At 60.1% G+C, this 22,855-nt stretch carries 15 protein-coding genes; 11 read left to right on the top strand and 4 right to left on the bottom strand.

The annotated features are described in order from the left end of the window. The first annotated feature begins 200 nt into the window (after positions 1 to 200). The 5 genes from dusB (at position 201) to ntrX (ending at position 7,374) form a co-directional block, all read left to right on the top strand. Entirely contained in the window at positions 201 to 1,181 is a 981-nt protein-coding gene (gene dusB, locus AB4874_RS11755) for a tRNA dihydrouridine synthase DusB (protein ID WP_295531129.1), read from the top strand. Further along, entirely contained in the window at positions 1,178 to 2,245 is a 1,068-nt protein-coding gene (locus AB4874_RS11750) for a two-component system sensor histidine kinase NtrB (protein ID WP_368392125.1), read from the top strand. The genes dusB and AB4874_RS11750 overlap by 4 nt, the downstream gene beginning before the upstream one ends. 3 nt (positions 2,246 to 2,248) lie before the next feature. Then, positions 2,249 to 3,625 carry a response regulator gene (locus AB4874_RS11745; protein ID WP_368392124.1) on the top strand — a complete coding sequence of 459 codons (1,377 nt, stop codon included), beginning with the start codon at positions 2,249 to 2,251 and terminating at the stop codon, positions 3,623 to 3,625. A 108-nt stretch (positions 3,626 to 3,733) separates the two neighbouring features. Next, complete coding sequence (locus tag AB4874_RS11740) at positions 3,734 to 5,974, top strand: sensor histidine kinase NtrY-like (protein ID WP_368392123.1); 2,241 nt, start codon at positions 3,734 to 3,736, stop codon at positions 5,972 to 5,974. Further along, positions 5,971 to 7,374 carry a nitrogen assimilation response regulator NtrX gene (ntrX, locus tag AB4874_RS11735; protein ID WP_295531119.1) on the top strand — a complete coding sequence of 468 codons (1,404 nt, stop codon included), beginning with the start codon at positions 5,971 to 5,973 and terminating at the stop codon, positions 7,372 to 7,374. Before AB4874_RS11740 ends, ntrX begins: the two co-directional genes overlap by 4 nt. A gap of 59 nt (positions 7,375 to 7,433) precedes the next feature. Here the strand turns inward: ntrX and AB4874_RS11730 are convergent, their stop codons facing one another. The 4 genes from AB4874_RS11730 to AB4874_RS11715 form a co-directional block, all read right to left on the bottom strand. After that, positions 7,434 to 8,132 (bottom strand): DUF502 domain-containing protein, encoded by a 699-nt coding sequence (locus tag AB4874_RS11730; protein WP_368392122.1) that lies wholly within the window; start codon positions 8,130 to 8,132, stop codon positions 7,434 to 7,436. Between the two features lie 71 nt (positions 8,133 to 8,203). Further along, a complete protein-coding gene (locus tag AB4874_RS11725; protein ID WP_368392121.1) occupies positions 8,204 to 9,124 on the bottom strand; it encodes a pseudouridine-5'-phosphate glycosidase in 921 nt (306 codons plus the stop codon). Next, positions 9,121 to 10,023: a PfkB family carbohydrate kinase gene (locus tag AB4874_RS11720; protein WP_368392120.1), complete on the bottom strand. Its 903-nt coding sequence runs from the start codon at positions 10,021 to 10,023 to the stop codon at positions 9,121 to 9,123. The genes AB4874_RS11725 and AB4874_RS11720 overlap by 4 nt, the downstream gene beginning before the upstream one ends. 73 nt (positions 10,024 to 10,096) lie before the next feature. Then, positions 10,097 to 11,686 (bottom strand): alpha-amylase family glycosyl hydrolase, encoded by a 1,590-nt coding sequence (locus tag AB4874_RS11715; RefSeq protein WP_368392119.1) that lies wholly within the window; start codon positions 11,684 to 11,686, stop codon positions 10,097 to 10,099. Positions 11,687 to 11,861: 175 nt separating this feature from the next. Between AB4874_RS11715 and AB4874_RS11710 the strand changes: the two genes are divergently transcribed. From AB4874_RS11710 to AB4874_RS11685, 6 genes are all read left to right on the top strand, one after another. After that, positions 11,862 to 14,243, top strand: a complete 2,382-nt coding sequence (locus AB4874_RS11710) for a glycogen/starch/alpha-glucan phosphorylase (protein ID WP_368392118.1) — start codon at positions 11,862 to 11,864, stop codon at positions 14,241 to 14,243. A gap of 31 nt (positions 14,244 to 14,274) precedes the next feature. Then, complete coding sequence (gene glgB / locus AB4874_RS11705; RefSeq protein WP_368392117.1) at positions 14,275 to 16,422, top strand: 1,4-alpha-glucan branching protein GlgB; 2,148 nt, start codon at positions 14,275 to 14,277, stop codon at positions 16,420 to 16,422. A gap of 22 nt (positions 16,423 to 16,444) precedes the next feature. Next, positions 16,445 to 17,716 (top strand): glucose-1-phosphate adenylyltransferase, encoded by a 1,272-nt coding sequence (gene glgC / locus AB4874_RS11700; protein WP_368392116.1) that lies wholly within the window; start codon positions 16,445 to 16,447, stop codon positions 17,714 to 17,716. 78 nt (positions 17,717 to 17,794) lie between these two features. Beyond that, positions 17,795 to 19,222, top strand: coding sequence for a glycogen synthase GlgA (gene glgA / locus AB4874_RS11695; protein WP_368392115.1), 1,428 nt, complete (start codon positions 17,795 to 17,797; stop codon positions 19,220 to 19,222). After that, entirely contained in the window at positions 19,212 to 21,230 is a 2,019-nt protein-coding gene (glgX, locus tag AB4874_RS11690) for a glycogen debranching protein GlgX (protein ID WP_368392114.1), read from the top strand. The genes glgA and glgX overlap by 11 nt, the downstream gene beginning before the upstream one ends. Beyond that, positions 21,227 to 22,852 carry an alpha-D-glucose phosphate-specific phosphoglucomutase gene (locus AB4874_RS11685; RefSeq protein WP_368392113.1) on the top strand — a complete coding sequence of 542 codons (1,626 nt, stop codon included), beginning with the start codon at positions 21,227 to 21,229 and terminating at the stop codon, positions 22,850 to 22,852. The genes glgX and AB4874_RS11685 overlap by 4 nt, the downstream gene beginning before the upstream one ends. Positions 22,853 to 22,855 lie beyond the last annotated feature (3 nt).

The raw sequence follows: 22,855 nt of genomic DNA, 5'->3' as shown, positions 1-22,855 counted from the left end.
CTTCGCCACAGGCTTAGGCCATGGGGCGAAGCGGTGCAATATTTGCCCGTCGCGGCGTGATCCGCCTTGAGAAACAGGATTTCTGGACTATTTTGATTAAAAATTAGGCATATGCCAATTTTGCCGCCGTAATTTGCGCTAGTAAATTGTGAAACCTTGGTCAAAAGCGTAGCCATAACCAAAGAGAAACAGGAAGACTCGTGCAAACTGCTTTGTCACTTGGCCAAACCACCCTTGATCCGCCTGTGCTGTTGGCGCCTATGGCGGGAATCACCGATCTGCCGTTTCGTCGGATCGTGGCGCGCTTTGGCGCGGGGCTTGTCGTGTCGGAAATGGTCGCCTCGGGGGAGATGATCACGAAAATCCCCTCGGTGCGGGCTAAGGCGCGTGTCGAGCTGGGGCTGGATTTGCCCACATCGGTGCAGCTTGCCGGGCGTGAAGCCGCGCCAATGGCGCAGGCGGCAAAACTGGTCGCCGATATGGGCGCGCGTATCATCGACATCAATATGGGCTGCCCGGCCAAAAAGGTGACGGGCGGTGCCTCGGGGTCGGCGCTGATGCGTGATCCTGACCACGCATTGCGCCTGATTGAGGCGACGGTGAAGGCGGTCGATTTGCCGGTGACGCTCAAGATGCGGCTGGGCTGGGATGATGACAGCCACAATGCGCCGCTGATTGCGCGCCGGGCCGAGGCCGCTGGCGTGCAGATGATCGTGGTGCATGGACGCACGCGGATGCAGTTTTACAAAGGGGCTGCCGATTGGGAGGCAATCGCGGCGACCCGCGCCGCCGTCTCGATCCCGGTGATTGCCAATGGCGATGTCGTGGATGCGGCGTCTGCGCGCACGGCGCTTGCGCAGTCGGGCGCAGCGGGCGTGATGGTCGGGCGCGGGGCACAAGGCGCGCCGTGGCGTCTGGCCGAGATCGCGCATGAAATTTATGGCACGCCTGCGCCAATCGTGCCCACGGGGAACGCATTAAGTGATCTTATATCAGAGCATTACGAGTCGATCTTAAGTTTCTACGGGCGTGATCTTGGCCTGCGTCTCGCGCGCAAACATCTGGGCTGGTATGCCGATGTCGCGCAGGCACCGTTGCGCGCCCAGATGATGATCAGCGCCACGCCAGAGGCCACGCTTGGGCTGATCGCGCGCGCTTTTGGCGAAAGGATTGCAGCATGAGCCTGCCTGCTCCCGGTGTCATCTGGAACTCACTGCCCACGCCCGCGCTTTTGATCGATGGGCAGGATCGCGTCTCGGAGGTAAACCCCGCCGCCGAGCTGTTCCTCAACATCTCGGCCAAATCCCTGCGCGGGCAGGCGATTGGCGAGCGGTTGGCGATTTCCGCGCCGCTGGAAGAGATTTTCGCGCGTGTCCGCTCCAATCGCGCCTCGCTTTTCGTCAATGATGTCGAGGTATCGACCGGGGAGAAAGCTCCGGTGCAATGCAATCTGCAAGCCGCCCCGGTGGGTGAAGAGCTTGACCGCGTGTTGCTGGTGATTGAGCCGCGCGAGTTGGCGGACCGATTGGGACGCGCGAGTATGGTGAAATCGGCGGCGCGCTCGGCGATCGGGATGGCGGAAATGCTGGCCCATGAGATCAAGAACCCTTTGGCAGGAATTGCCGGGGCGGCGCAGCTTATCAGCATGAACTTAAGCGGAGAAGATCTTGAACTTACAGATTTAATCGTCGACGAGACGCGGCGTATCGTGAAGCTGCTTGAACAGGTTGAGCAATTTGGCAATGTGCGCCCGCCCGAGCGCAAGCACGTCAATCTTCATGACGTTCTGGAACGCGCGCGCAAATCGGCCACGGTCGGGTTTGGCGCCCATATGCGGATCGACGAAGACTACGACCCCTCGCTGCCCGCCACCTATGGCGATGCTGACCAGCTCACTCAGGTGTTCTTGAATTTGCTTAAGAACGCGGCGCAAGCCTCTGATAGTGGTGGAAAAATCAAGATACGCACCTTTTATGAACACAGCTTGCGCCTGCGCCGGGCCGATGGCTCGGGGCAACCTTTGCCGCTTCAGGTCGAAATCATCGACGATGGTCCCGGCATCCCGCCCTCTATCGCCAATGAAGTTTTCGAGCCCTTTGTCTCGGGGCGCGAGAATGGCACCGGGCTGGGCTTGGCGCTGGTGTCCAAGATTATCTCGGAACATGACGGCTGGGTCAGTCTTGATTCTGTGCCCGGCAAAACCCGTTTTCGTATTTCCCTGCCAGTTGCGCCGAAGGAGAGTTAAGCCATGGACGGCACTGTACTTGTCGCCGATGACGACCGCACGATCCGCACCGTTTTGACCCAAGCTTTAACACGAGCGGGCTGCAAGGTGCATGCCACGGCGTCGCTTGTCACGCTGATGCGTTGGGTCGAAGAGGGCAAAGGCGATCTGGTGATCTCGGATGTGATGATGCCCGATGGCAATGGCCTTGAGGCGTTGCCGCGTATCGCGCGCGAGCGTCCCGGATTGCCGGTGATCGTGATCTCGGCGCAAAACACCATCATGACCGCGATTCAGGCCGCCGAAGCCGACGCCTATGACTATTTGCCCAAGCCCTTCGATCTGCCCGATCTGATGAAGCGCGCGCAAAAGGCACTGGAACAGAAACGCCGTGTCACCCAAGTGGTGGCCAAGACAGGCGAGGGTCTGTCAGGCGACAAGGGCGATCTGCCGCTTGTCGGGCGCACGGCGGCGATGCAAGAGCTGTATCGGCTGGTTGCCCGGGTGATGAATGCCGATCTGGCGGTGTTGATCGTGGGCGAAAGTGGCACCGGCAAGTCTCTGATCGCGCGTGCCATTCACGACTTTTCTGATCGGCGCAGCTTGCCCTTTATCGTAGCGCAGGCGGGTGATTTGCAGGGCGCCGAGGGGCCCGCGACATTGCTTGCGCGTGCCAAGGGTGGCTCGCTCGTCTTTGATGAGGTGGGCGATTATGACGAGGATACTCAGGCGCGGATCGTGCGGATGCTGGATGCGCTGCCTGACCCCGCGCCGCGGATCATGGCCACCACGCAAAGCGATCTGTCGGCTTTGATGGAGGCGGGCCGGTTCCGCCAAGATCTGTTCTACCGTTTGGGCGGCGTGACACTGGCGGTGCCGAGCCTGCGCGAACGCGTCGAGGATATTCCGCTTTTGGCCGAACATTTCCTGAGCCGCGCCGAGCGCGACGGGTTGGGGACGCGTCGCTTTACCCATGATGCGCTGCAACTGGTGCGCGCCTATTCCTGGCCCGGCAATGTGCGCCAGCTCGAAAATACGATCCGCCGTCTGACCGTGACCTCGCCCGAAGACGAGATCACCCGCGCCGAGGTCGAATTCGTGCTCGGGAATCAGCCCGCGATTGAGCCGCTGCGCCAAGGGGGCGAGGGCGAAAAGCTCTCTGCTTCAATCGGGCGTCACCTGCGTCGCTATTTCGATCTGCATGGGGGAAATTTGCCGCCTCCGGGTCTTTATGACCGGATTCTCAAAGAGATGGAGGCCCCTTTGCTGGAAATTGCCTTGGACGCGACAGGGGGCAATCAGGCCAGATGTGCTGATCTGCTTGGCATCAACCGCAATACCTTGCGAAAAAAGATCACCGATCTGGATATTCAGGTGACACGGCGCCGCAAACTGATGTAAACCCGCAACAGGGGGCTGTGGCTTTTTCGTCTGGACGGATTTGTCACGCTCTGTGTCAAGGGGGCATCAGTGCAAGGCAGCACGGCATATCGTTCAGGCTGGGATCGATTGGCGCGTTTTCGCCGCCAACGGCGAGTGCGCAACATCGTGACCTTTGGATTGGTGGTGCTGGGCCCGGCACTGGCCATCGCGACCTTTGTGGTGCTTGGTCCGTTGGGGCAGGGTGCCGATAGCACGGCGTTGCGTCTGATCCTGCTGGCCGATTTCGTCTATTTCCTGCTGCTCGCCGGGCTGATCATGATGCGGCTGGCGCAAATCATCGCGGCGAAACGCGCGCGCTCGGCCGGGTCGCGTCTGACCTTGCGGTTGACGGGGGTGTTTGCCGGGATCGCCTTGGTGCCCACGGTCTTGGTAGCGCTGTTTGCCGGTTTGACGGTGAATATCGGGCTTGAGGGCTGGTTTTCAGATCGCGTGCGTTCGGTTGTAGGCACGTCTTTGCAAGCGGCGGAAGCCTATCAAAGCGAGCATAAACAAGACCTTGTGTTGGATGTGCGCGCGCTGGCGGCGTTTTTGAACCTGCGCCGCCAAGCCTCGACCTTTATGTCGGATGGAGAACTGCGCGAATTGCTGATCTCGGGTCAGACGCGCATTCAGCGCGGCGTCAAAGAGGCCTATGTGATCGATGGCACCGGCAAGATCGTGGCGCGCGGCGATCGTTCTTATTTGTTTGATTACGAAGAGCCCGCGCCCAAAGACCTTGTCGAGGCGCAAAAGGGCGAGACCGTGCTGATCGAGGACTGGTCGAACTCGGAATTGCGCGGCTTGATCCGGCTGAATGCGTTCGTGGATCGCTATTTGTATATCTCGCGCAAAGTGGACGGGAAAATCCTGTCGCTTCTGGATCAGACTCGCGAAACTGTGTCATTATATCAACAGCTTGAAAGCGCGCGTGGCCGGGTCATCTTTGAATTCGGGCTGGTTTATTTCGGCTTTGCATTGATCTTGATTTTGGCGGCGATCTGGATGGGGCTGTGGTTTGCCGAGCGGCTGTCGCGCCCGATTGGGCGGCTTGCGGCGGCGGCGGAACGCATTGGCGCGGGCGATCTGGATGCACGCGTCATCGAGGCTGAGGGCGATGATGAGATTGCAACGTTGGGGCATAGTTTCAACCGCATGACCAGCCAGCTTAAGGGGCAGCGCGCCGCGCTGATGGAAAGCCATCGCGAGACCGAAGAAAGCCGGCGACTGTTTGACTCTGTGTTGTCCTCGGTGACTTCGGGCGTGATCGGGCTGGATGCCGAGGGGCGTGTCGATTTCGTCAACCGCGCCGCGATGCAGCTTTTGGCGCTTGATCCAAGCCAAGTGCATTCGCAGGAAATTTCTAAAGTCGTTCCGGAATTCACAAGTCTTTACAACCGCTTGCACGACTCTTTTCAAGAGGCTGTGCAAGAGGAAATCCGGGTCTCGCGCGATGCGCGTTTGGAAAGTCTGTTGGTGCGCATGGCCGTGCGGCGCAATGATGAGGGCGCGCCCGAGGGCTATGTTGTCGCCTTTGAGGATGTGACCGAACTGGTCTCGGCGCAGCGCATGGCGGCGTGGGGTGATGTGGCGCGTCGGATTGCCCATGAAATCAAGAATCCGCTGACTCCGATCCAGCTGTCAGCCGAGCGCATCAAGCGCAAATTCAGCAAGCTCACGACGGGCGAAGATACCGAGGTTCTCGAAAGCCTTACGGGCGTTATTGTACGCCAGACCAATGACTTGCGCCGCATAGTTGATGAGTTTTCGCGCTTTGCCAGAATGCCCGAGCCAGACCGTGCCGATCACGACCTTGCGCAACTCTTGCGCGATGCGGCCACCTTGCAGCAAGATTCGCTGCATGGGGCGAGATTGGTTTCGGACATTCCCGACACGCCCGTAATCGTAGAACTAGATGCAACCATGATTTCTCAAGCTGTGACAAATCTAATTAAGAACGCCGGAGAAGCGATTGAATCATATGTTGAAAAAGGCGCGCCGGATGGGTTTGAACCAGAGGTTCGCGTAGCGATGACGGCCACGCCAGAACTGGTCACCATTCAAATTGCCGATAACGGTCTGGGCCTGCCGCCTGACCGTGCGCGCCTGTTTGAGCCTTACGTCACGACACGTGCGAAAGGCACAGGACTGGGCCTTCCCATCGTCAAAAAGATCATCGAGGAACATGGCGGGACGCTGACACTCAGCGACGCGCCTGCCTTCAGCAGTGGGGCGCATCACGGTGCGCTTGCCGAAATCCGTTTGCCACGCGCCCGCGCGGCACATCGGGCCATCAAGGAGAGGGGCGAGCCCCCCGGAGACGTGACATGAGCGACATCCTGATCGTCGACGACGAAAAAGACATCCGCGAATTGATTGCTGACATCCTGCGAGACGAAGGCTTTCAGACGCGCATGGCGGCCAATTCCAATGAATGCATGGATGAGATCAACGCCCGTGAACCGGCGCTGATGATCCTCGATATCTGGCTGAAAGACAGCAAGATGGACGGGATCGACATTCTTAAGACCGTCAAGCGGGATAACCCCGACGTGCCGGTGATCATCATTTCCGGCCATGGCAATATTGAAATCGCGGTCGCCGCGATCAAGCAAGGCGCGTATGACTTCATCGAAAAGCCCTTTAATATCGACCAGTTGATGGTGGTGATCGGGCGCGCGATGGAAACTGCGCGGCTGCGGCGGGAGAACTCGACGCTCAAGCGGCGCGATATCGGCTCAGGCGAGATGATCGGGGAGGCGGCTGCATTCCGGCGTCTGCGCGAACAGCTTGATAAGGTCACCAAGTCGAACGGGCGGGTAATGCTGTCAGGCGAGCCGGGCTCGGGCAAGGAAATGGCGGCGCGGTTCATTCACCAGAATTCGACGCGCGCGGCTGGCCCGTTTGTCACGGTCAATTCTGCCTCGATTGAGCCTGACCGCATGGAAGAAGTGTTGTTTGGGCGCGAAACGCTTGAGCGTGGCGTGGAAAAAGGTCTGCTGGAGCAGGCCCATGGTGGCGTGATCTATTTCGACGAGGTGGCCGAGATGCCGCCGGGCACGCAATCCAAGATTTTGCGCGTGCTCACCGAGCAGCAATTCATGCGGGTCGGGGGCGCGGATAAGGTGCGCGTGGATCTGCGTGTGATCAGTTCGACCACGCGCGATCTGACGGGTATGATCCGGGCCGGGCATTTCCGCCAAGAGCTGTATGATCGTCTGAACGTGGTGCCAATCGAAGTGCCCGCGCTCAGCGAGCGTCGTGAGGATGTGCCGCTGCTCGCGCATCATTTCGTGCGGAGTTTCAACGAAACGCAAGGCTTGCCACTGCGCGAAATCTCGGACGAGGCGGGGGCGTTGATGCAAACGATGGAATGGCCCGGCAACATCCGCCAGCTGCGCAACGTCATTGAGCGCGTGCTGATCCTGGGCGAGGGGGCGGGCCCGATTGACGCGCGCGAACTCCCCGGCCAATCGGCCCCCGCTGAAGAGGGGCGTGTTGTCTTGGGGGGCGCTCTGGCCACCTTGCCGCTGCGCGAGGCGCGCGAGCTGTTTGAACGCGAATATCTGCTCACCCAGATCAACCGGTTTGGCGGCAATATCTCCCGCACCGCGAATTTCGTCGGGATGGAGCGATCCGCCCTGCACCGCAAGCTCAAGACGCTGGGGGTTGTGACGTCCAACAAAGCGGGTGCGCGCGTGGCCCATGTCGAAGATGACGACGAGGGGTGAGGCGCGCCAAAGGCGTGCGCCCCCCTTTGGGGGGCGCAACGCAGCGCAAATAAGGGTGTTTAGGCTTTATTAGGGTCGGATTTCGTCTTGGAAATTTTGACCTCTTTAGGTTGCGGATAGACCAGCCCGGCCGAGATGATCAGCTTGGCGGCGTCTTCGACCGACATATCCAGATAAGTGACTTGCGATTGCGGCACGAACAGCAAGAACCCCGAGGTCGGGTTTGGCGTGGTGGGTAAAAACACCGAGATCAGCGGATCATCGGTCTCGGCCAGACCCGCCACTTCGCCCTTGGCATTTGACGAGACAAAGGCAATCGCCTTGAGCCCTTGGCGAGGGTATTCGATCACGCAGGCGCGGTCGAATTTCGCCTCTGATTGGCTGAGTACCGTTTCCGCAATCTGTTTCAGCCCGCTATAAACCGTGCGCACCAAAGGCAGGCGATTGACCACGCTTTCGCCGATCCGCAGGAAGGTGCGCCCGAAGAAACCCTTGGCCAGCCAGCCCACGATCACCGTGAAAATCAGGAAAATCAGCACGCCGATGCCGCGCACATTGACGCCGATATAATGCTCGGGGCGCATTTCCTGGGGCACCAGTGGCAGCACCCAGCCATCGACCCAACCTGCCATCGTCCACATCAGCCAGATCGTCAGGCCAATCGGTGCGACCACGATCAGCCCGGTAAAGAACGACGCGCGCAGCGCCGCGAAGCGCGAGCGACGACGCGGGGGGAGCGTTTCATCAGAATGGGTCATGGGCCGCCTTTGCGCCTGAGGTCTGCGGGGGTATTTATGCAGCCATACCGGTCAGGGCAATGGCCGCAGATCTAGCGGCGCTTGGATCGCGCGATTTCGCCTGCGATTTGCGCGCCCAAGCGGGCATTGTTCAAAACAAGGGCGATATTGGCGTCGAGCGAGCGTCCCTCGGTCAGCTCAAAGATCCGCGACAGCAGGAAAGGCGTGACCGCTTTGGCCGCGATCCCTTGGGATTTCGCCTCTGCCAAAGCCGTCTCGATCACCGGCACGATTTCCTCGCGCGCAATTTCGGCCTCGGGGGGGATCGGATTGGCGATCAGCTGCCCGCCGGGCAGGCCAAGGCGCGCGCGCATCAAATGCGATGCGGCGATTTCGGCGGCACTATCGGCGCGCAATGGCGCGGGAAGACCCGAGCTGCGCGACCAGAAGGCGGGGAAGTCATCTTGCCCATAGGCAATCACCGGAACGCCATGGGTTTCCAGAACTTCCAGCGTTTTCGGAATGTCCAGAATGGCCTTGGCCCCTGCCGCCACCACGCTCACCGGGGTTGCACCCAGTTCCAGCAGATCGGCGGAAATGTCAAAGCTGTCTTCGGCGCCGCGATGCACGCCGCCAATGCCGCCCGTCGCAAACACATCAATCCCGGCGAGATGGGCGCAGATCATCGTGGCAGCCACCGTAGTCGCCCCGGTCGCGCGCTTGGCTAGACACATCGCCAGATCGGCGCGGCTGACTTTCATCGCGTCACGGGTCTGGGCAAGACGCTCTAACAGATCGGGATCAAGCCCGATATGAATTGCGCCATCCATCAGCGCGATCGTGGCAGGCAAAGCGCCAGATGCACGCACCTCGGCCTCCACCGCCTGCGCGGTTTGCAGGTTTTGCGGATAGGGCATGCCATGGGTGATGATCGTGGATTCCAGCGCCACAACGGGCTGGCCTGCATCAAGGGCGGCGCGCAGCTCGGGGGTAAAGATCAAGGGAAGGGTCATGTGGCAAGTTCTCCGGAAACATAGCGGGCAGCTGCGATCAGCGCATGCTCCAGCGCCTTATCGCGCGAACTGCCGCGCCGTTCAGCCACCAGATGGGCGGCCATGAAAGTATCGCCAGCGCCCGTCACACGGGTCACAAGCACGGCAGGCGGAGCCGAGGCGATCACATCACCCGCAGTCGCACAGCCATCCGCCGCCGCGCGCCCGCCATCGGTCACCAGAACGCGGCGCGCACCGCGTGCCAACAGCCCTTCGGCGGCCTCATGCGCGCTTTTGAAATTACGCTGGCACAGAATGCCCGCCTCTTCGAGATTGACGTAAAGCGTGGCGCGGGGATGGGCGAGCAGGGGCGTCAGACGTTCCGCCTTGCCGGGGCTGGCGGGGGCGACGCGGAGATCGGATTTCGCGAAAAGCGGTGAATGCGCGATTTGCGACAGTAGCGCCTCGGTCAAGTTGCCATCGAGCGCGACCGGGCCTTCCCATGGGGCCTCAACCGTGCCAAGGCGTCCATCCGAAAGCGGCGTCAAAATCTTGTCACCAGCGGCCTCAAGGCTATGGGCATCCGCAATCGCCGCGATCAGCCCGTTCGCGCCCTCAATCGCCATATAGCGGTCGGTGGGCAGGTCATCTGATCGGTAAAGATAGTCGCAATCCACGCCCAAAACCCGCGCCGTCTCGATCAGGTCATTGCCTTGGCTGTCGCGCCCCAGCGCCGTCAAAATCGCCGGGCGCAGACCAAAGCGGCGCAGCGTCATCGCGATGTTCATCGCCACGCCACCGGGCAGGCGCTCGATCCGGCCGGGCACGTCCGAGCCCAGATGCATATGGAGCGAGCTGCGCCCGATAATGTCCCACAGGACCGAGCCGATGCAGAGGATGTCAGGGGGTGATTCACGCATGCCCCTTGGTGGCCCGAGACGGGGCAGGGCGCAAGGGGTCGGGCGCGGCTTTGCCACCGCGCCCGCGCCTTTTTCAGCTTTCAAACCATGCGGAAGCGTTCGGCCCCAACACCAGCTTTCCCCCGCTCAGGGTCGCGGCTTGCGAGGGGCCGGTTAGCGTGCCTGCGGGGGCGTCGATGGTGACCGGATCGGGGCCAAGGTTGAACAGGCAGGTAAGGCTTTGCTCAGGCGCGATGCGCGTGAAGCCAAGGATCGGCTCGGGCAGGTCAAGAAAGACACTGCGCCCGTTTGACAGCGCCGCCGAGCCTTTGCGAAACGCAATTGCGGCGCGGTAATGGGCCAACACGCTGCTCGGATCGCCCTCTTGCGTGCTAAGCGCGCGTGCGGCTTGTAGCGGCTTTACGGGCAACCACGGCTTGACGGTGGAAAAGCCGGCCTGCGCGCTGGCGTCCCACACCATCGGCGTACGACAGCCATCGCGGCCCTTGTTTTCGGGCCAAAACCGCAGACCGGGCGGGTCGGTCAACTCGCTATAGTCCAGCTCGGTCTCGGTCTGGCCCAGTTCTTCGCCCTGATAGATCCCGATCGTGCCTTGGAACGACACCAGCATCGAAATCGCCAGTTTCGCAACCTCATCCTGCGTGCCGTATTTGGCCCAGCGCGTCACATGGCGCTGCACGTCATGGTTGGAGAATGACCAGCTTGGCCAGCCGTCGGGCGCACCCTTGAAGAACCCCTCAATTCTCGAGCGGAAATGCTCGGGCGTGAATTTTGGCCCCAGCATGTCGAAACTATAGGCCATGTGCAGCCGGGTCGTACCCGAAGTGTACTCCTCCATGATGCCAAGCGCGCGGTGGGGGGCCTCGCCGACCTCGCCAACGAGCGTGCGCGCCTCGAACTGATCCATCAGCGCGCGCATCCGTTCCAGAAACGCCAGATTCTCGGGGCGGTTTTTGTCGAACGCGTGATCCTGCATGTCATAGGTCGAGAGCGGCGGCCAACGTTCTGGGTCAGGTGACATCGCGGGATTGTCGCGCAGTTCGGGGTCGTGGAAATAGTAGTTCACCGTATCAAGGCGGAACCCGTCCACCCCGCGCTCCAGCCAGAAGCGCAGCACATCAAGTAGTTCATCTTGCACCGCGGGATTGTGCAGGTTCAGGTCGGGCTGCGAAATCAGGAAATTATGCAGGTAATATTGCCCGCGCTCGGGCGCATATTCCCAAGCCGATCCGCCAAAGACCGACTGCCAGTTATTGGGCGGGGAGCCGTCGGGGTTGGGATCGGCCCAGACATACCAATCCGCCTTCGCGCCGCTTTTCTTGGACTCCTTGAACCAAGGATGCTGATCCGAGCTATGCGAGATCACCTGATCGATGATCACCTTCAGCCCCAGATCATGCGCGCGCGCCACCAGCGCGTCGAAATCGGCCAGAGTGCCGAATTGCGGATCAACATCGCGGTAATTGGACACGTCATAGCCCATATCGGCCATTGGCGAGGTAAAGAACGGTGATAGCCAGATCGCATCCACGCCAAGGCTCGCCACATGATCGAGGCGGCGCGTGATGCCAGCCAGATCGCCAATGCCATCGCCGGAATCGTCTTGAAAGCTGCGGGGGTAGATCTGATAGATCACCGCACCGCGCCACCATTCCTTGTTCATATCGCGCTCCTGATTCATAGGTTTTGCCTGTTCTTGCACCAAGTTTAGATTTGTTAGCGCAAACGGCAACCGCTATAGCGTTGTTTTACTCCGCTCGCTTGACCTTATTGGGGGCGATGTCCATCAATCAATCGAGATCAAGCTTTCGGAGATTGCGCCCGTGAATGACAGCCAAATGCCCAGCGTTGAAACCATACGCGACGAGATTTTGCATCATCTGACCTATTCGATGGGCAAGGATGCAGATCATGCTTCGGTGTATGACTGGCGTATGGCGTTGAGCTTGGCGCTGCGCGACCGGGTGGTTGCGCCCTGGTTTGCCGCGACGCGTAAAACTTGGGAGCAGGGCCGCAAGCGCGTCTATTACCTGTCGATGGAGTTTTTGATCGGGCGGATGCTTGAAGATGCCGCGATCAATCTGGGCCTGCGCGCAACCTGTCGCAGCGCGATCGAGGGCTTGGGGCTGGATTGGTATGAGGTCATTGAAAACGAACCCGATGCGGCGCTTGGCAATGGTGGGTTGGGGCGACTGGCGGCGTGCTATATGGAAAGCATGGCGAGCCTTGGGTGCCCGGGCTATGGCTATGGCATCCGCTACGAGCACGGTCTGTTCAAGCAGCGCTTTGAGGGTGGCCAGCAGGTTGAGACGCCCGAAGATTGGCTCAAACAGCGCCACCCTTGGGAGTTCGAACGCCCCGAAAGCGCCTATGTGATTGGCTTCAAGGGCCATGTCGAAACGGTGGATGGCAAGACCCATTGGGTGCCCGGCGAAACAGTGCTGGCCGAGGCCTATGACATGCCGGTGATCGGCTGGGAGGGCAAATGGGCCAATACGTTGCGGCTCTGGTCGGCTAAGCCCACCGAGATGTTCGACCTAGCGCGGTTCAATCATGGCGATTATGCCGCTGCCGCCGAGCCCGAGGCGCTTGCGCGCACGCTTAGCCGGGTACTTTATCCTGATGATACGACCTTTGCGGGCAAGGAATTGCGCCTCAAGCAGGAATACTTCCTGACCGCCGCCGCGCTGCAAGACATCCTGCGCCGCCATCTTGCCGCGGGCTTGGGGCTTACCGATCTGCCCGAGCATGTCGCGATCCAGATGAACGACACCCATCCCGCGATTGCCGGGCCGGAACTGATCCGACTGCTCTGCGATGAGCATGGGATGGAGTTTACACAAGCCATTGAAATCACCGTTCAATGTCTGGGATATACCAACCATACCTTGCTGCCCGAGGCTCTGGAACATTGGGCGACCTATCTGATGGGCACTGTGCTGCCGCGCCATATGCAAATCATTGAAAAGATTGATAGCTGGCATCGGCGCAACCATCCCAATCGGCCCCATTATGTGGGCATCGTCAAACACCAAGAGGTGCGGATGGGTGAGCTGGCCTTTATCACCTCGCATAAGGTGAACGGGGTGTCGGCGCTACACACCGAGCTGATCAAGAAAAACCTGTTTCCCGAGCTTAATAAACTGCATCCCGGACGCATCATCAACCAGACCAACGGCATCACGCCGCGCCGTTGGCTGCGCATGGCCAACCCCGCGCTGTCGCATCTGATCATCGACACGATTGGCGAGGGCTGGGAGGGCGATCTGGACCGGCTGCGCGAGTTGGAACCCTTTATCGAGGACTCCGCGTTTCTCGATAAATTCATGGCCGCCAAACGCACCAACAAGGAACATCTGGCCGCCTGGATCGCGCAAAGCGAAGGGATCACGGTCAACCCGGATGCAATTTTCGACATTCAGGTCAAACGGTTGCATGAATATAAGCGGCAGTTAATGAACATCTTGCAGACTATCGGCGAATGGCACGAGATGCGCGAGAACCCGCAGGTCGACTATCAACCGCGCGTCAAGATTTTCGGCGGCAAGGCAGCGCCGGGTTATTTTGCGGCCAAGCAGATCATCCGTCTGATCAAGGACGCGGCCGAGGTGATCAACAATGACCCGCTGATCGGGGATCGCCTCAAAATCGTTTATCCGGCCAATTACAACGTCTCGATGGCGGAGCGCTTGATCCCGGCGGCGGATCTGTCGGAACAGATCTCGACCGCGGGCAAGGAAGCCTCGGGCACGGGGAATATGAAATTCGCGCTCAACGGGGCGCTCACCATTGGCACGCTGGATGGCGCAAACGTGGAAATTCGGGAACAGGTGGGGGCGGAGAACTTTTTCCTCTTTGGCCTGACCGCCGATGAGGTGATAGAGCGTCGCCGCGACCCCGAACATGCCCGCCACGCCATTCTGGACAGCCCGCTTTTGCAGGACGTATTGCAGATGATTGCCGAGGGGCGCTTTTCCAAGGATGAGCCGGAACGCTATCACGATCTGGTTCATAATATGTGGAATAGCGACTACTTCCTCGTTGCCTCGGACTTCGAAGCCTACCGGTCGTCTCAGAAAGAAGTGGACGTGGCCTTTGGTGATCGCGCAAGCTGGGCAAAGATGGCTGCCCTCAATACGGCGCGCATGGGGTTTTTCTCATCGGACCGGGCGATTGCGGGCTATATGAAAGATATCTGGAACGCGAAATCTGCCCTTTAGGCGATCGTTCGCGCCCCGGCGAAGGAGCGATATGGCGCTGATTGATCGTGCGACCGCCGAAGCCTTGACTGAGGGGCTCCATCCTGATCCGTTTTCGGTTTTGGGGGTGCATGATGGACAATTGGTCGCCTTCGTGCCCGGTGCTACGCGGGTCTGGGCCTTGGGCAAGCACGAAGAAGAACTGGCCCAGATCTTGCCCGATGTCTTTGCCACAAGCTGGAGCAGCGGTCCCTATCGCCTGCGCGCCAGCAATGACATGGCAACATGGGATTTCGACGATCCCTACAGCTTCCCGCCCGTTCTGGGGGAAATCGACGAATATCTGATCGGCGAGGGCACGCATAAGCGGCTTTGGGAAAAGCTGGGCGCGCATACCATCACCCATTGCGGTGTCGAGGGGGTGCATTTCGCGCTTTGGGCACCCAATGCGCGCCGCGTTTCGGTCGTCGGGGATTTCAATTTTTGGGACGGGCGGCGTCATCAAATGCGCCGTCTTGGAAAGACCGGGGTTTGGGAAATTTTCATTCCCGGACTGCATGAAGGGGCGCTGTATAAATACGAGTTGCTCGATACAGAGGGGCGGTTACTGCCGCTGAAATCCGATCCGCTGGGCTTTGGGGCCGAGCACCCGCCCGCGCAGGCCTCGGTCGTTCGCAAGCTGGGGCTGCATCATTTTGGCGACGGCGCCTGGATCAAGCAACGCGCCGCACGCCATGAACGCCACGCGCCGATCTCAATCTACGAGGTGCATCTGGGGAGTTGGGTGCGGATCTGGGATGAGGGGGGCAGGCCGCTTAGTTATCATGAGTTGGCCGAAAAGCTGATCGATTACGTCTGTGACATGGGGTTCACCCATATCGAGCTGCTACCGATCACCGAATTTCCCTTTGACGGGTCTTGGGGCTATCAGCCGATCGGGCTGTATGCGCCCACGATCCGCCATGGCCGCCCCGAAGAATTCGCTGAACTGGTGGACGCCGCGCATCGCCGGGGTGTCGGGGTGATCCTTGATTGGGTGCCCGGCCATTTCCCGACCGATGCCCATGGGTTGCAGAAATTCGATGGCACGGCACTTTATGAACATGCCGATCCCAAAGAGGGGTTTCATCAGGACTGGAACACCCTGATCTATAATTACGGGCGGCGCGAGGTTTCGAACTTCTTGCTCGCTAACGCCTTGTTCTGGCTTGAGGAATATCACCTGGACGGGCTGCGCGTGGATGCGGTGGCCTCGATGCTGTATCGTGATTACTCCCGCGAGCCCGGTGAATGGGTGCCCAACAAGGATGGCGGGCGCGAAAACCTTGAGGCGATCGAGTTCCTCAAGGCGATGAATGCGGCCTCTTATGGCGGGGCCGAGGGGATCATGACCGTGGCCGAGGAAAGCACAGCCTTTCCCGGTGTCACGCGCCCCGTGCATGAGGGCGGGCTTGGCTTTGGCTATAAGTGGAATATGGGCTGGATGAACGACACTCTGCGCTATTTCGCGCGCGAGCCGGTGCATCGAAAGTTCCACCACAATGAACTTACCTTCGCATCTTCATATACTTACAGTGAAAACTTCATCCTTCCGATCAGCCATGATGAGGTGGTGCATGGCAAGGGTTCTATGCTGGGCAAAATGCCGGGCAATGAGGCCGAGAAATACGCCAATCTGCGGGCCTTTTACGCGTTCCAATGGGCGCATCCAGGTAAGAAGTTGTTGTTCATGGGGCAGGAATTCGGCCAATGGTCGGAATGGAGCCATGAGCGCGAGCTGGATTGGTATTTGCTTGATGATCCAAATCATGCGGGCCTGCGCAATCTGGTGCGCGATCTCAACCGGCTTTATCGCGAAACGCCCGCGCTGCATTGGGGGGATTGCGACCCGCAGGGATTTGCCTGGATAGAGGCGGATGACGCCGAAAACTCGGTCTTTGTGTTTGAGCGCCGCGCCCCCGGAGCGCCCCCCGTCGTGGTGGTTGCCAACCTGACGCCGATGGATCGCACCTATCGCATCGGCCTGCCGCAGAGCGGCGAGTGGGTCGAGCTGCTCAACACGAATTCCGCGCATTACGGCGGCGAGAACTGGGGCAATCTGGGCTATATCACCGCTCAGGATCAGCCCCATTCGAACCGCGATCACAGCGCAGAAGTGTATTTGCCGCCGCTCTCAGTCGTGATGTTCACGCCCGGTTGAGTGCTTTCAGGGAGGGGAGAGAATGCTACCACAACCCAATACACGCCTTAGCGCGCAGGCGATGGCCTTTGTGCTGGCGGGCGGGCGCGGGAGTCGCCTGAAAGAGCTGACAGACCGGCGCGCAAAACCGGCGGTCTATTTCGGCGGCAAGACCCGGATCATTGATTTCGCGCTCTCCAATGCGCTTAATTCCGGCATTCGGAAAATGGCGATTGCGACGCAATACAAGGCCCATTCGCTGATCCGCCACGTCCAGCGCGGCTGGAACTTCTTCCGCGCAGAACGCAATGAATATCTTGATATCCTGCCCGCAAGTCAGCGCGTCGCCGATAGCAGATGGTATTCCGGAACGGCTGATGCTGTGGCGCAAAATATTGATATTATTGATGATTATGGCGTAAAATTTGTGGTCATTCTGGCCGGAGATCATATCTACAAGATGGATTATGAGATCATGCTGCGCGAGCATGTCGATACTGGTGCCGATGTCACCATCGGCTGCCTGACCGTGCCGCGCGATGAGGCGACAGCCTTTGGAGTGATGGCGATCGACAAAAGCGGGCAGGTGACGGAGTTTCTTGAAAAGCCGGAAAACCCGCCCGGAATGCCCAACGATCCCGATCATAGTCTCGCCTCGATGGGGATTTATATTTTCAACTGGGATTTTCTGCGTGATTTGCTGCGTCGGGATATGGAAGACACGAATTCCAGCCACGATTTCGGCCACGATCTGATCCCCCACATCGTCAAGAACGGCAAGGCGATGGCGCATAAGTTCAGCGATAGCTGCGTGACCTCGGGGCTGGAGACCGAACCCTATTGGCGCGATGTCGGCACGGTCGATGCGTTCTGGCAGGCCAATATCGACCTCACCGATTTCACGCCCAAGCTGGATCTTTATGACAATGAATGGCCAATCTGGACCTATGCCGAGATCGTGCCGCCCGCAAAATTCATCCATGATGAAGACGGGCGTCGCGGCTCGGCGGTGTCCTCGCTGGTGTCGGGCGATTGCATCGTTTCGGGGTCCGAGGTGCGCCATTCGCTGCTATATACCGGCGTGCGCGCGCATAGTTTTTCCGCGCTCGATCAAGCGGTTGTGCTGCCTTATGTCGATATCGGCCGACATGCGCGGCTTAGCCATTGCGTGATTGATCGCGGTGTGCAAATCCCGCATGGATTGATCGTCGGGGAAGATCCTGATGAGGATGAGAAATGGTTTCGTCGCACCGAAGGGGGCGTTGTGCTGATTACGCAGCCGATGCTGGACAAACGTGCGGCGGTGCTGGGGTAGATCCGGGGAGGGGGCTGTCTGCCCCCGCGGCTTGCGCCGCCCCCCGAGAGTATTTGAGGCCAGATGAAAATGGGCAAGATGCGCAAAGTTCTTTCCGTGGCCTCTGAAATGGTGCCGCTGGTCAAGACCGGGGGCTTGGCCGATGTGGTGGGCGCGTTGCCCGGCGCACTGGCCGGGCAGGGCTGGGAGATGCGGGTTATGATTCCCGCCTATCGCGGCGTTCTGAAATCTCTGAAAGCGTCGAAAGCGGTCTGGAAAAGCCCTGATCTTTATGGAGCGCCGGCACGACTGATGCAGGGTAAGGTGGGCGGAACGGTGGTTTTGGCGCTGGATGCGCCCCATCTTTATGACCGCGCGGGCGGGCCCTATTCTGACGGCGGAGTCGATTTCGTGGATAATGCCGAGCGCTTTGCCGCGCTGTGCCATGTCGCCGCCGAGGTCGCACGCGCAGGCATTGCCGGGTGGAAGCCCGAGATCGTTCACGCCCATGATTGGCAGACCGGTTTGGTGCCGTGGTATCTGCGAGACTCTGGCATTCCCACGGTAATCACGGTGCACAATATCGCCTTTCAAGGCCGCTTTGCGCGCGAAAAACTTGCGGCGATGGCGCTAAAGCCCGCCGATTTCGAGCGCGATGGCGTTGAATTTTGGGGGGATATTTCGACCTTGAAGGCCGGGTTGATGGCGGCAGATGCGATCACCACGGTTAGCCCACGCTACGCCGATGAGCTGATGCGTCCCGTCTTTGGCATGGGGCTAGAGGGTGTGATTCAACTGCGTGCGCGCGATTTGCACGGCATTCTCAACGGTATCGACACTACGATCTGGGATCCGGAAGTCGACCCTAATATCCAGCCGTTCTCGTCCGGCTCTCTCACCGGAAAAGAAAAGAACCGCAATGCGTTAGAGGGCGAATTTAATCTTGATGTCAAAGGCCCGCTGGCGATTTTGATCAGCCGGTTGACCGATCAGAAGGGGATTGATCTGATCGCACCGGCGATTGAACCGTTCCTTGCTGCGGGCGGGGGCTTGGCGGTTCTGGGGTCGGGGGATCGCTGGGCAGAGGCGGCGATGCTTGATCTCGCCACGCGTTATCCCGGTCAGGTCGGCGTCAAGATCGGCTATGATGAGACCTTGAGCCATCGCATGTTTGGTGGCGGCGATGCGGTACTGGTGCCTTCGCGTTTTGAGCCCTGCGGCCTGACCCAGCTTTACGGGCTGCGCTATGGTTGTTTGCCGGTGGTGGCGGCGGTGGGCGGATTGGCCGATACGGTGATCGGTGCGAGCCCGGCAACGCAGGCCGCCAAGGCCGCGACCGGCGTGGTGTTCCATCCCGTGGATGCGCTGGCTTTGCAGCAAGGCTTGCTCAAGCTGGTGGCGCTTTATGAGGACCGCGCGCAATGGCGGGCGATGGTGCGCCGCGCGATGAAGCAGGATTGGGGTTGGGCGCAATCGGCCAGCCGCTACGGGGCGCTTTATGACACGTTGATTTCCAATGCAGATTGAAACGGGCTGCGCCGATCAGCTGGGCGCGACGCTCAGCGAGCAAGGCGTCAATTTTGCGCTGGCGTCGCGCCATGCTGAGGCGGTCGATCTGTGTCTGTTCACCGACGCTGGCGAGGTGCAGTTGCGTCTACCGGGGCGCTCTGGTGCGGTTTGGCATGGCTTTGTGCCGGGGCTTGGGGCAGGGGCGCGCTATGGTTATCGCGTGCATGGCAATTGGGCGCCCGAGTCGGGGCATCGGTTTAACCCCGCCAAGCTGCTGATTGACCCGTATGCGCGCGCGCTTGATCAACCGCTGATCTGGAACGCGGCGATGGCGCAGGGGAAATCCAAGCCAGATCAACGTGATAGCGCACCGGTCATGCCAAAATCCGTGGTCTGCGAAACGTTGCATCCCGATTGGCAACGCCCCGCGCATCGCTGGCGTGATAGCGTGATTTATGAGGCCCATCCCAAGGGGCTGAGCATGTTGCATCCTGACATCCCCGAGCCTTTGCGCGGCACCTGGGCGGGGCTGGCGAGCGATCCGGTTCTGGCGCATCTGAACCGGCTGGGCGTTACCGCGATTGAGCTGCTGCCGACCTGCGCCTTTCTGGACGACAAGTTCCTCGTCGAAAAAGGGCTGCGCAATTATTGGGGCTATCAGCCGGTGGGATTTTTTGCGCCCGAGCCGCGCTATGGCGGGGCCGACCCGCGTGCGGAGTTTCGCGCGATGGTGCACCGCTTTCATGGTGCAGGGATTGAGGTGATCCTTGACGTCGTGTTCAACCATACCGGCGAGGGCGATGCGCGCGGCCCGATGCTGTCGCTGCGCGGGATCGACAATGCCAGCTATTACCGCCTGAGCGATCGCGGCGCCTATATTAACGAGACGGGCACGGGCAACACGCTGGATCTGTCCGAGCCTCTGACGCTGCGCCTTGTGATGGATTGCCTGCGCCATTGGGTGCTTGAGATGGGCGTGGATGGGTTTCGCTTTGATCTGGCGGCGACTTTGGCGCGCGGTGCAAGCGGTGCGGTTGAGGCTCATGCGCCGTTTCTCAGCGCGATCGCACAAGATCCGGTTTTGCGGTGCGTCAAGCTGATCGCAGAGCCTTGGGATATCGGGCCTGGGGGCTATCATCTTGGCTGGTTCCCGCATCCGTTCAACGAGTGGAATGATCGGTTTCGCGACCATACGCGCCGCTTTTGGCGTGGCGATGAGGCGATGGCGGGCGATCTGGCGCGCCGGGTTGCGGGCTCGGCCGAGGTGTTTGACCATGACGGGCGGGCAGCGAGTGCCTCGGTGAATTTCATCACCGCACATGACGGGTTCACCTTGCAAGACCTTGTCAGCCATACAGAAAAGCAAAACGACGCAAATGGAGAGGGCAATCGCGACGGCCATAACGCGAACTTCTCCGAAGCGCTGCCAGAGCGCGAAGCGCAGGATGCGCGCAAAAGGGCGCTGCTGGCCACGTTGATCCTCGGCCAAGGCGTGCCGATGCTGTTGGCAGGCGATGAGTTTGGCAATTCGCAAGGGGGCAATAACAATGCCTATGCACAGGACAACCCTATTGGTTGGCTTGACTGGCCCAATGCCGATCGCACGCTGATTGCGTTTACTGCGCGGCTGATCGCGCTGCGCCACGCCTATCCTGTACTGCGTCAGCGTCGGTTTTTACATGCTTTGATCCGCGCGCAAGACGGGCTGCGCGATTTGATCTGGCGGCTGTGTTCGGGGCAAGAACCCACGCCCGATGACTGGGGCAGCCGAGAGTTGCGCTGCATCGGCGTGGAAATTCGTGGCGCAGCCGAAGGACCGGCCCACGAAGCCGGCGATCGCGCCGCCTATTTGATTTTCAACGCCGGCGGACCTTGTGAGGCGCGCTTGCCCGAGGGCGCGTGGGAGCGTGTGCTTGATAGCGCCGATCCCGAGGGGAGCGTTGCCATGACGTGTTGCGCTCAGACTTGCCTTAGCGCGCAATCGCTACAAGTTTTTGTTCAAACAGTATCGCAGGAGCCAGCATGACTCGCCACGCCACATCACCGTTTGAGGGTCAAAAGCCCGGCACCTCTGGTTTGCGCAAGAAAACCAAGGTGTTTATGCAGCCGCGCTATCTTGAAAATTTCGTTCAAGCGACCTTTGAAGCGATTGGCGGCGTTGCGGGCCAGACCTTGGTTCTGGGCGGCGATGGGCGCTATTTCGGGGCCGAGGCCGCGCGCATCATCCTGAAAATGGCCGCGGCCAATGGCGCGGCGCGGGTGATCGTGGGGCAGGGCGCGTGGCTGTCGACCCCGGCGGCTTCGCATCTGATCCGCGCACGCGGCGCAATGGGCGGGATTATCTTGTCGGCGAGCCACAATCCCGGCGGCCCGGATGAGGATTTCGGCGTCAAATACAACATGGGGAATGGTGGGCCTGCGCCTGAAACGGTGACGGCGGCGATCTACGCACTCAGCCAGGAGATTACGGAATATCACTGTCTGGATGTGGATGATCCCGACCTGACTGTCGTAGGCGAAGCGCAGCTTGGCATGATGGTTGTCGAGGTGGTTGACCCCGTCGAAGCCTATGCGGATATGATGGAAACTCTGTTCGATTTCAACGCGTTGCGGGCCATGTTTAAAGCAGGATTCCGGATGCGGATGGATTCGATGTGCGCGATCACCGGACCCTATGCCGTCGAGATTTTTGAGCGCCGCTTGGGTGCGCCTGCGGGCACTGTCACCCATGCCACACCGCTGCCAGATTTCGGCGGAATGCACCCCGATCCGAACCCGACATGGGCGCATGAATTGATGGCGGAAATGATGGGTGATGACGCGCCAGATTTCGGTGCGGCCTCGGATGGTGATGGCGATCGCAACATGGTGCTAGGGGCGGGGATTTACGTTTCTCCCTCGGATTCTTTGGCCGTGCTGGCGGCGAATGCGCATCTGGTTCCGGGCTATAAAAAGGGCCTCAAGGGCGTGGCGCGCTCGATGCCGACCTCGGCGGCGGTGGACCGGGTTGCGGCCGAAATGGGCTTGGTTTGTTACGAAACACCAACGGGTTGGAAGTTTTTTGGCAACCTGATGGATGCCGGTCGCGTCAGCCTGTGTGGCGAGGAAAGCTTTGGCACGGGCTCAGATCACGTGCGCGAAAAGGACGGGCTTTGGGCGGTGCTGATGTGGCTCAATATCCTCGCCGTACGCCAGATGAGCGTGGCTGAGATTATGCAAGATCACTGGGCGCATTTCGGGCGCAACTATTATTCGCGCCATGATTACGAGGCGCTGCCCGTAGATCAGGCCGAGGCGATGCTGGGCGATCTGCGCGCGCGGTTTGGGGCGCTGACAGGGGCGCGCCATGAGGGGCTGATCGTGGAAAGCGCCGATGAGTTTTCCTATCGCGATCCGGTGGATGGGTCGGTGTCTGAGGGTCAAGGGTTTCGCATCTTGTTCGAGGGCGGCTCACGTGTGGTGCTGCGCTTGTCGGGCACGGGAACCGAGGGCGCGACGTTGCGCGTCTATATGGAACGCTACGCACCGGGGCCAGACGGGCTTGACCACGATCCGCAAGAGGCGCTGGGACCAATCATCAAAGCGACCGAAGCCATTGTTGGCATCCGAAACCGCACGGGGCGCGCGGCGCCTAATGTGATCACCTGAGGT

Origin of the sequence: Thioclava arctica, from assembly GCF_040892615.1 — a bacterium.
GTDB classification, from domain to species: domain Bacteria; phylum Pseudomonadota; class Alphaproteobacteria; order Rhodobacterales; family Rhodobacteraceae; genus Thioclava; species Thioclava arctica.
Note: the sequence above shows the minus strand (reverse complement) of the source record. Positions and strands in the feature narration are given on the sequence as shown.

Coding starts and splice junctions, on each gene's coding strand:
- glgC (WP_368392116.1), top strand. CDS start 16,445: ATGCTACCACAACCCAATACACGCCTTAGCGCGCAGGCGATGGCCTTT.
- glgB (WP_368392117.1), top strand. CDS start 14,275: ATGGCGCTGATTGATCGTGCGACCGCCGAAGCCTTGACTGAGGGGCTC.
- AB4874_RS11745 (WP_368392124.1), top strand. CDS start 2,249: ATGGACGGCACTGTACTTGTCGCCGATGACGACCGCACGATCCGCACC.
- AB4874_RS11710 (WP_368392118.1), top strand. CDS start 11,862: ATGCCCAGCGTTGAAACCATACGCGACGAGATTTTGCATCATCTGACC.
- AB4874_RS11720 (WP_368392120.1), bottom strand. CDS start 10,023: ATGCGTGAATCACCCCCTGACATCCTCTGCATCGGCTCGGTCCTGTGG.
- AB4874_RS11715 (WP_368392119.1), bottom strand. CDS start 11,686: ATGAACAAGGAATGGTGGCGCGGTGCGGTGATCTATCAGATCTACCCC.
- glgX (WP_368392114.1), top strand. CDS start 19,212: ATGCAGATTGAAACGGGCTGCGCCGATCAGCTGGGCGCGACGCTCAGC.
- AB4874_RS11725 (WP_368392121.1), bottom strand. CDS start 9,124: ATGACCCTTCCCTTGATCTTTACCCCCGAGCTGCGCGCCGCCCTTGAT.
- ntrX (WP_295531119.1), top strand. CDS start 5,971: ATGAGCGACATCCTGATCGTCGACGACGAAAAAGACATCCGCGAATTG.
- AB4874_RS11730 (WP_368392122.1), bottom strand. CDS start 8,132: ATGACCCATTCTGATGAAACGCTCCCCCCGCGTCGTCGCTCGCGCTTC.
- AB4874_RS11750 (WP_368392125.1), top strand. CDS start 1,178: ATGAGCCTGCCTGCTCCCGGTGTCATCTGGAACTCACTGCCCACGCCC.
- glgA (WP_368392115.1), top strand. CDS start 17,795: ATGCGCAAAGTTCTTTCCGTGGCCTCTGAAATGGTGCCGCTGGTCAAG.
- AB4874_RS11685 (WP_368392113.1), top strand. CDS start 21,227: ATGACTCGCCACGCCACATCACCGTTTGAGGGTCAAAAGCCCGGCACC.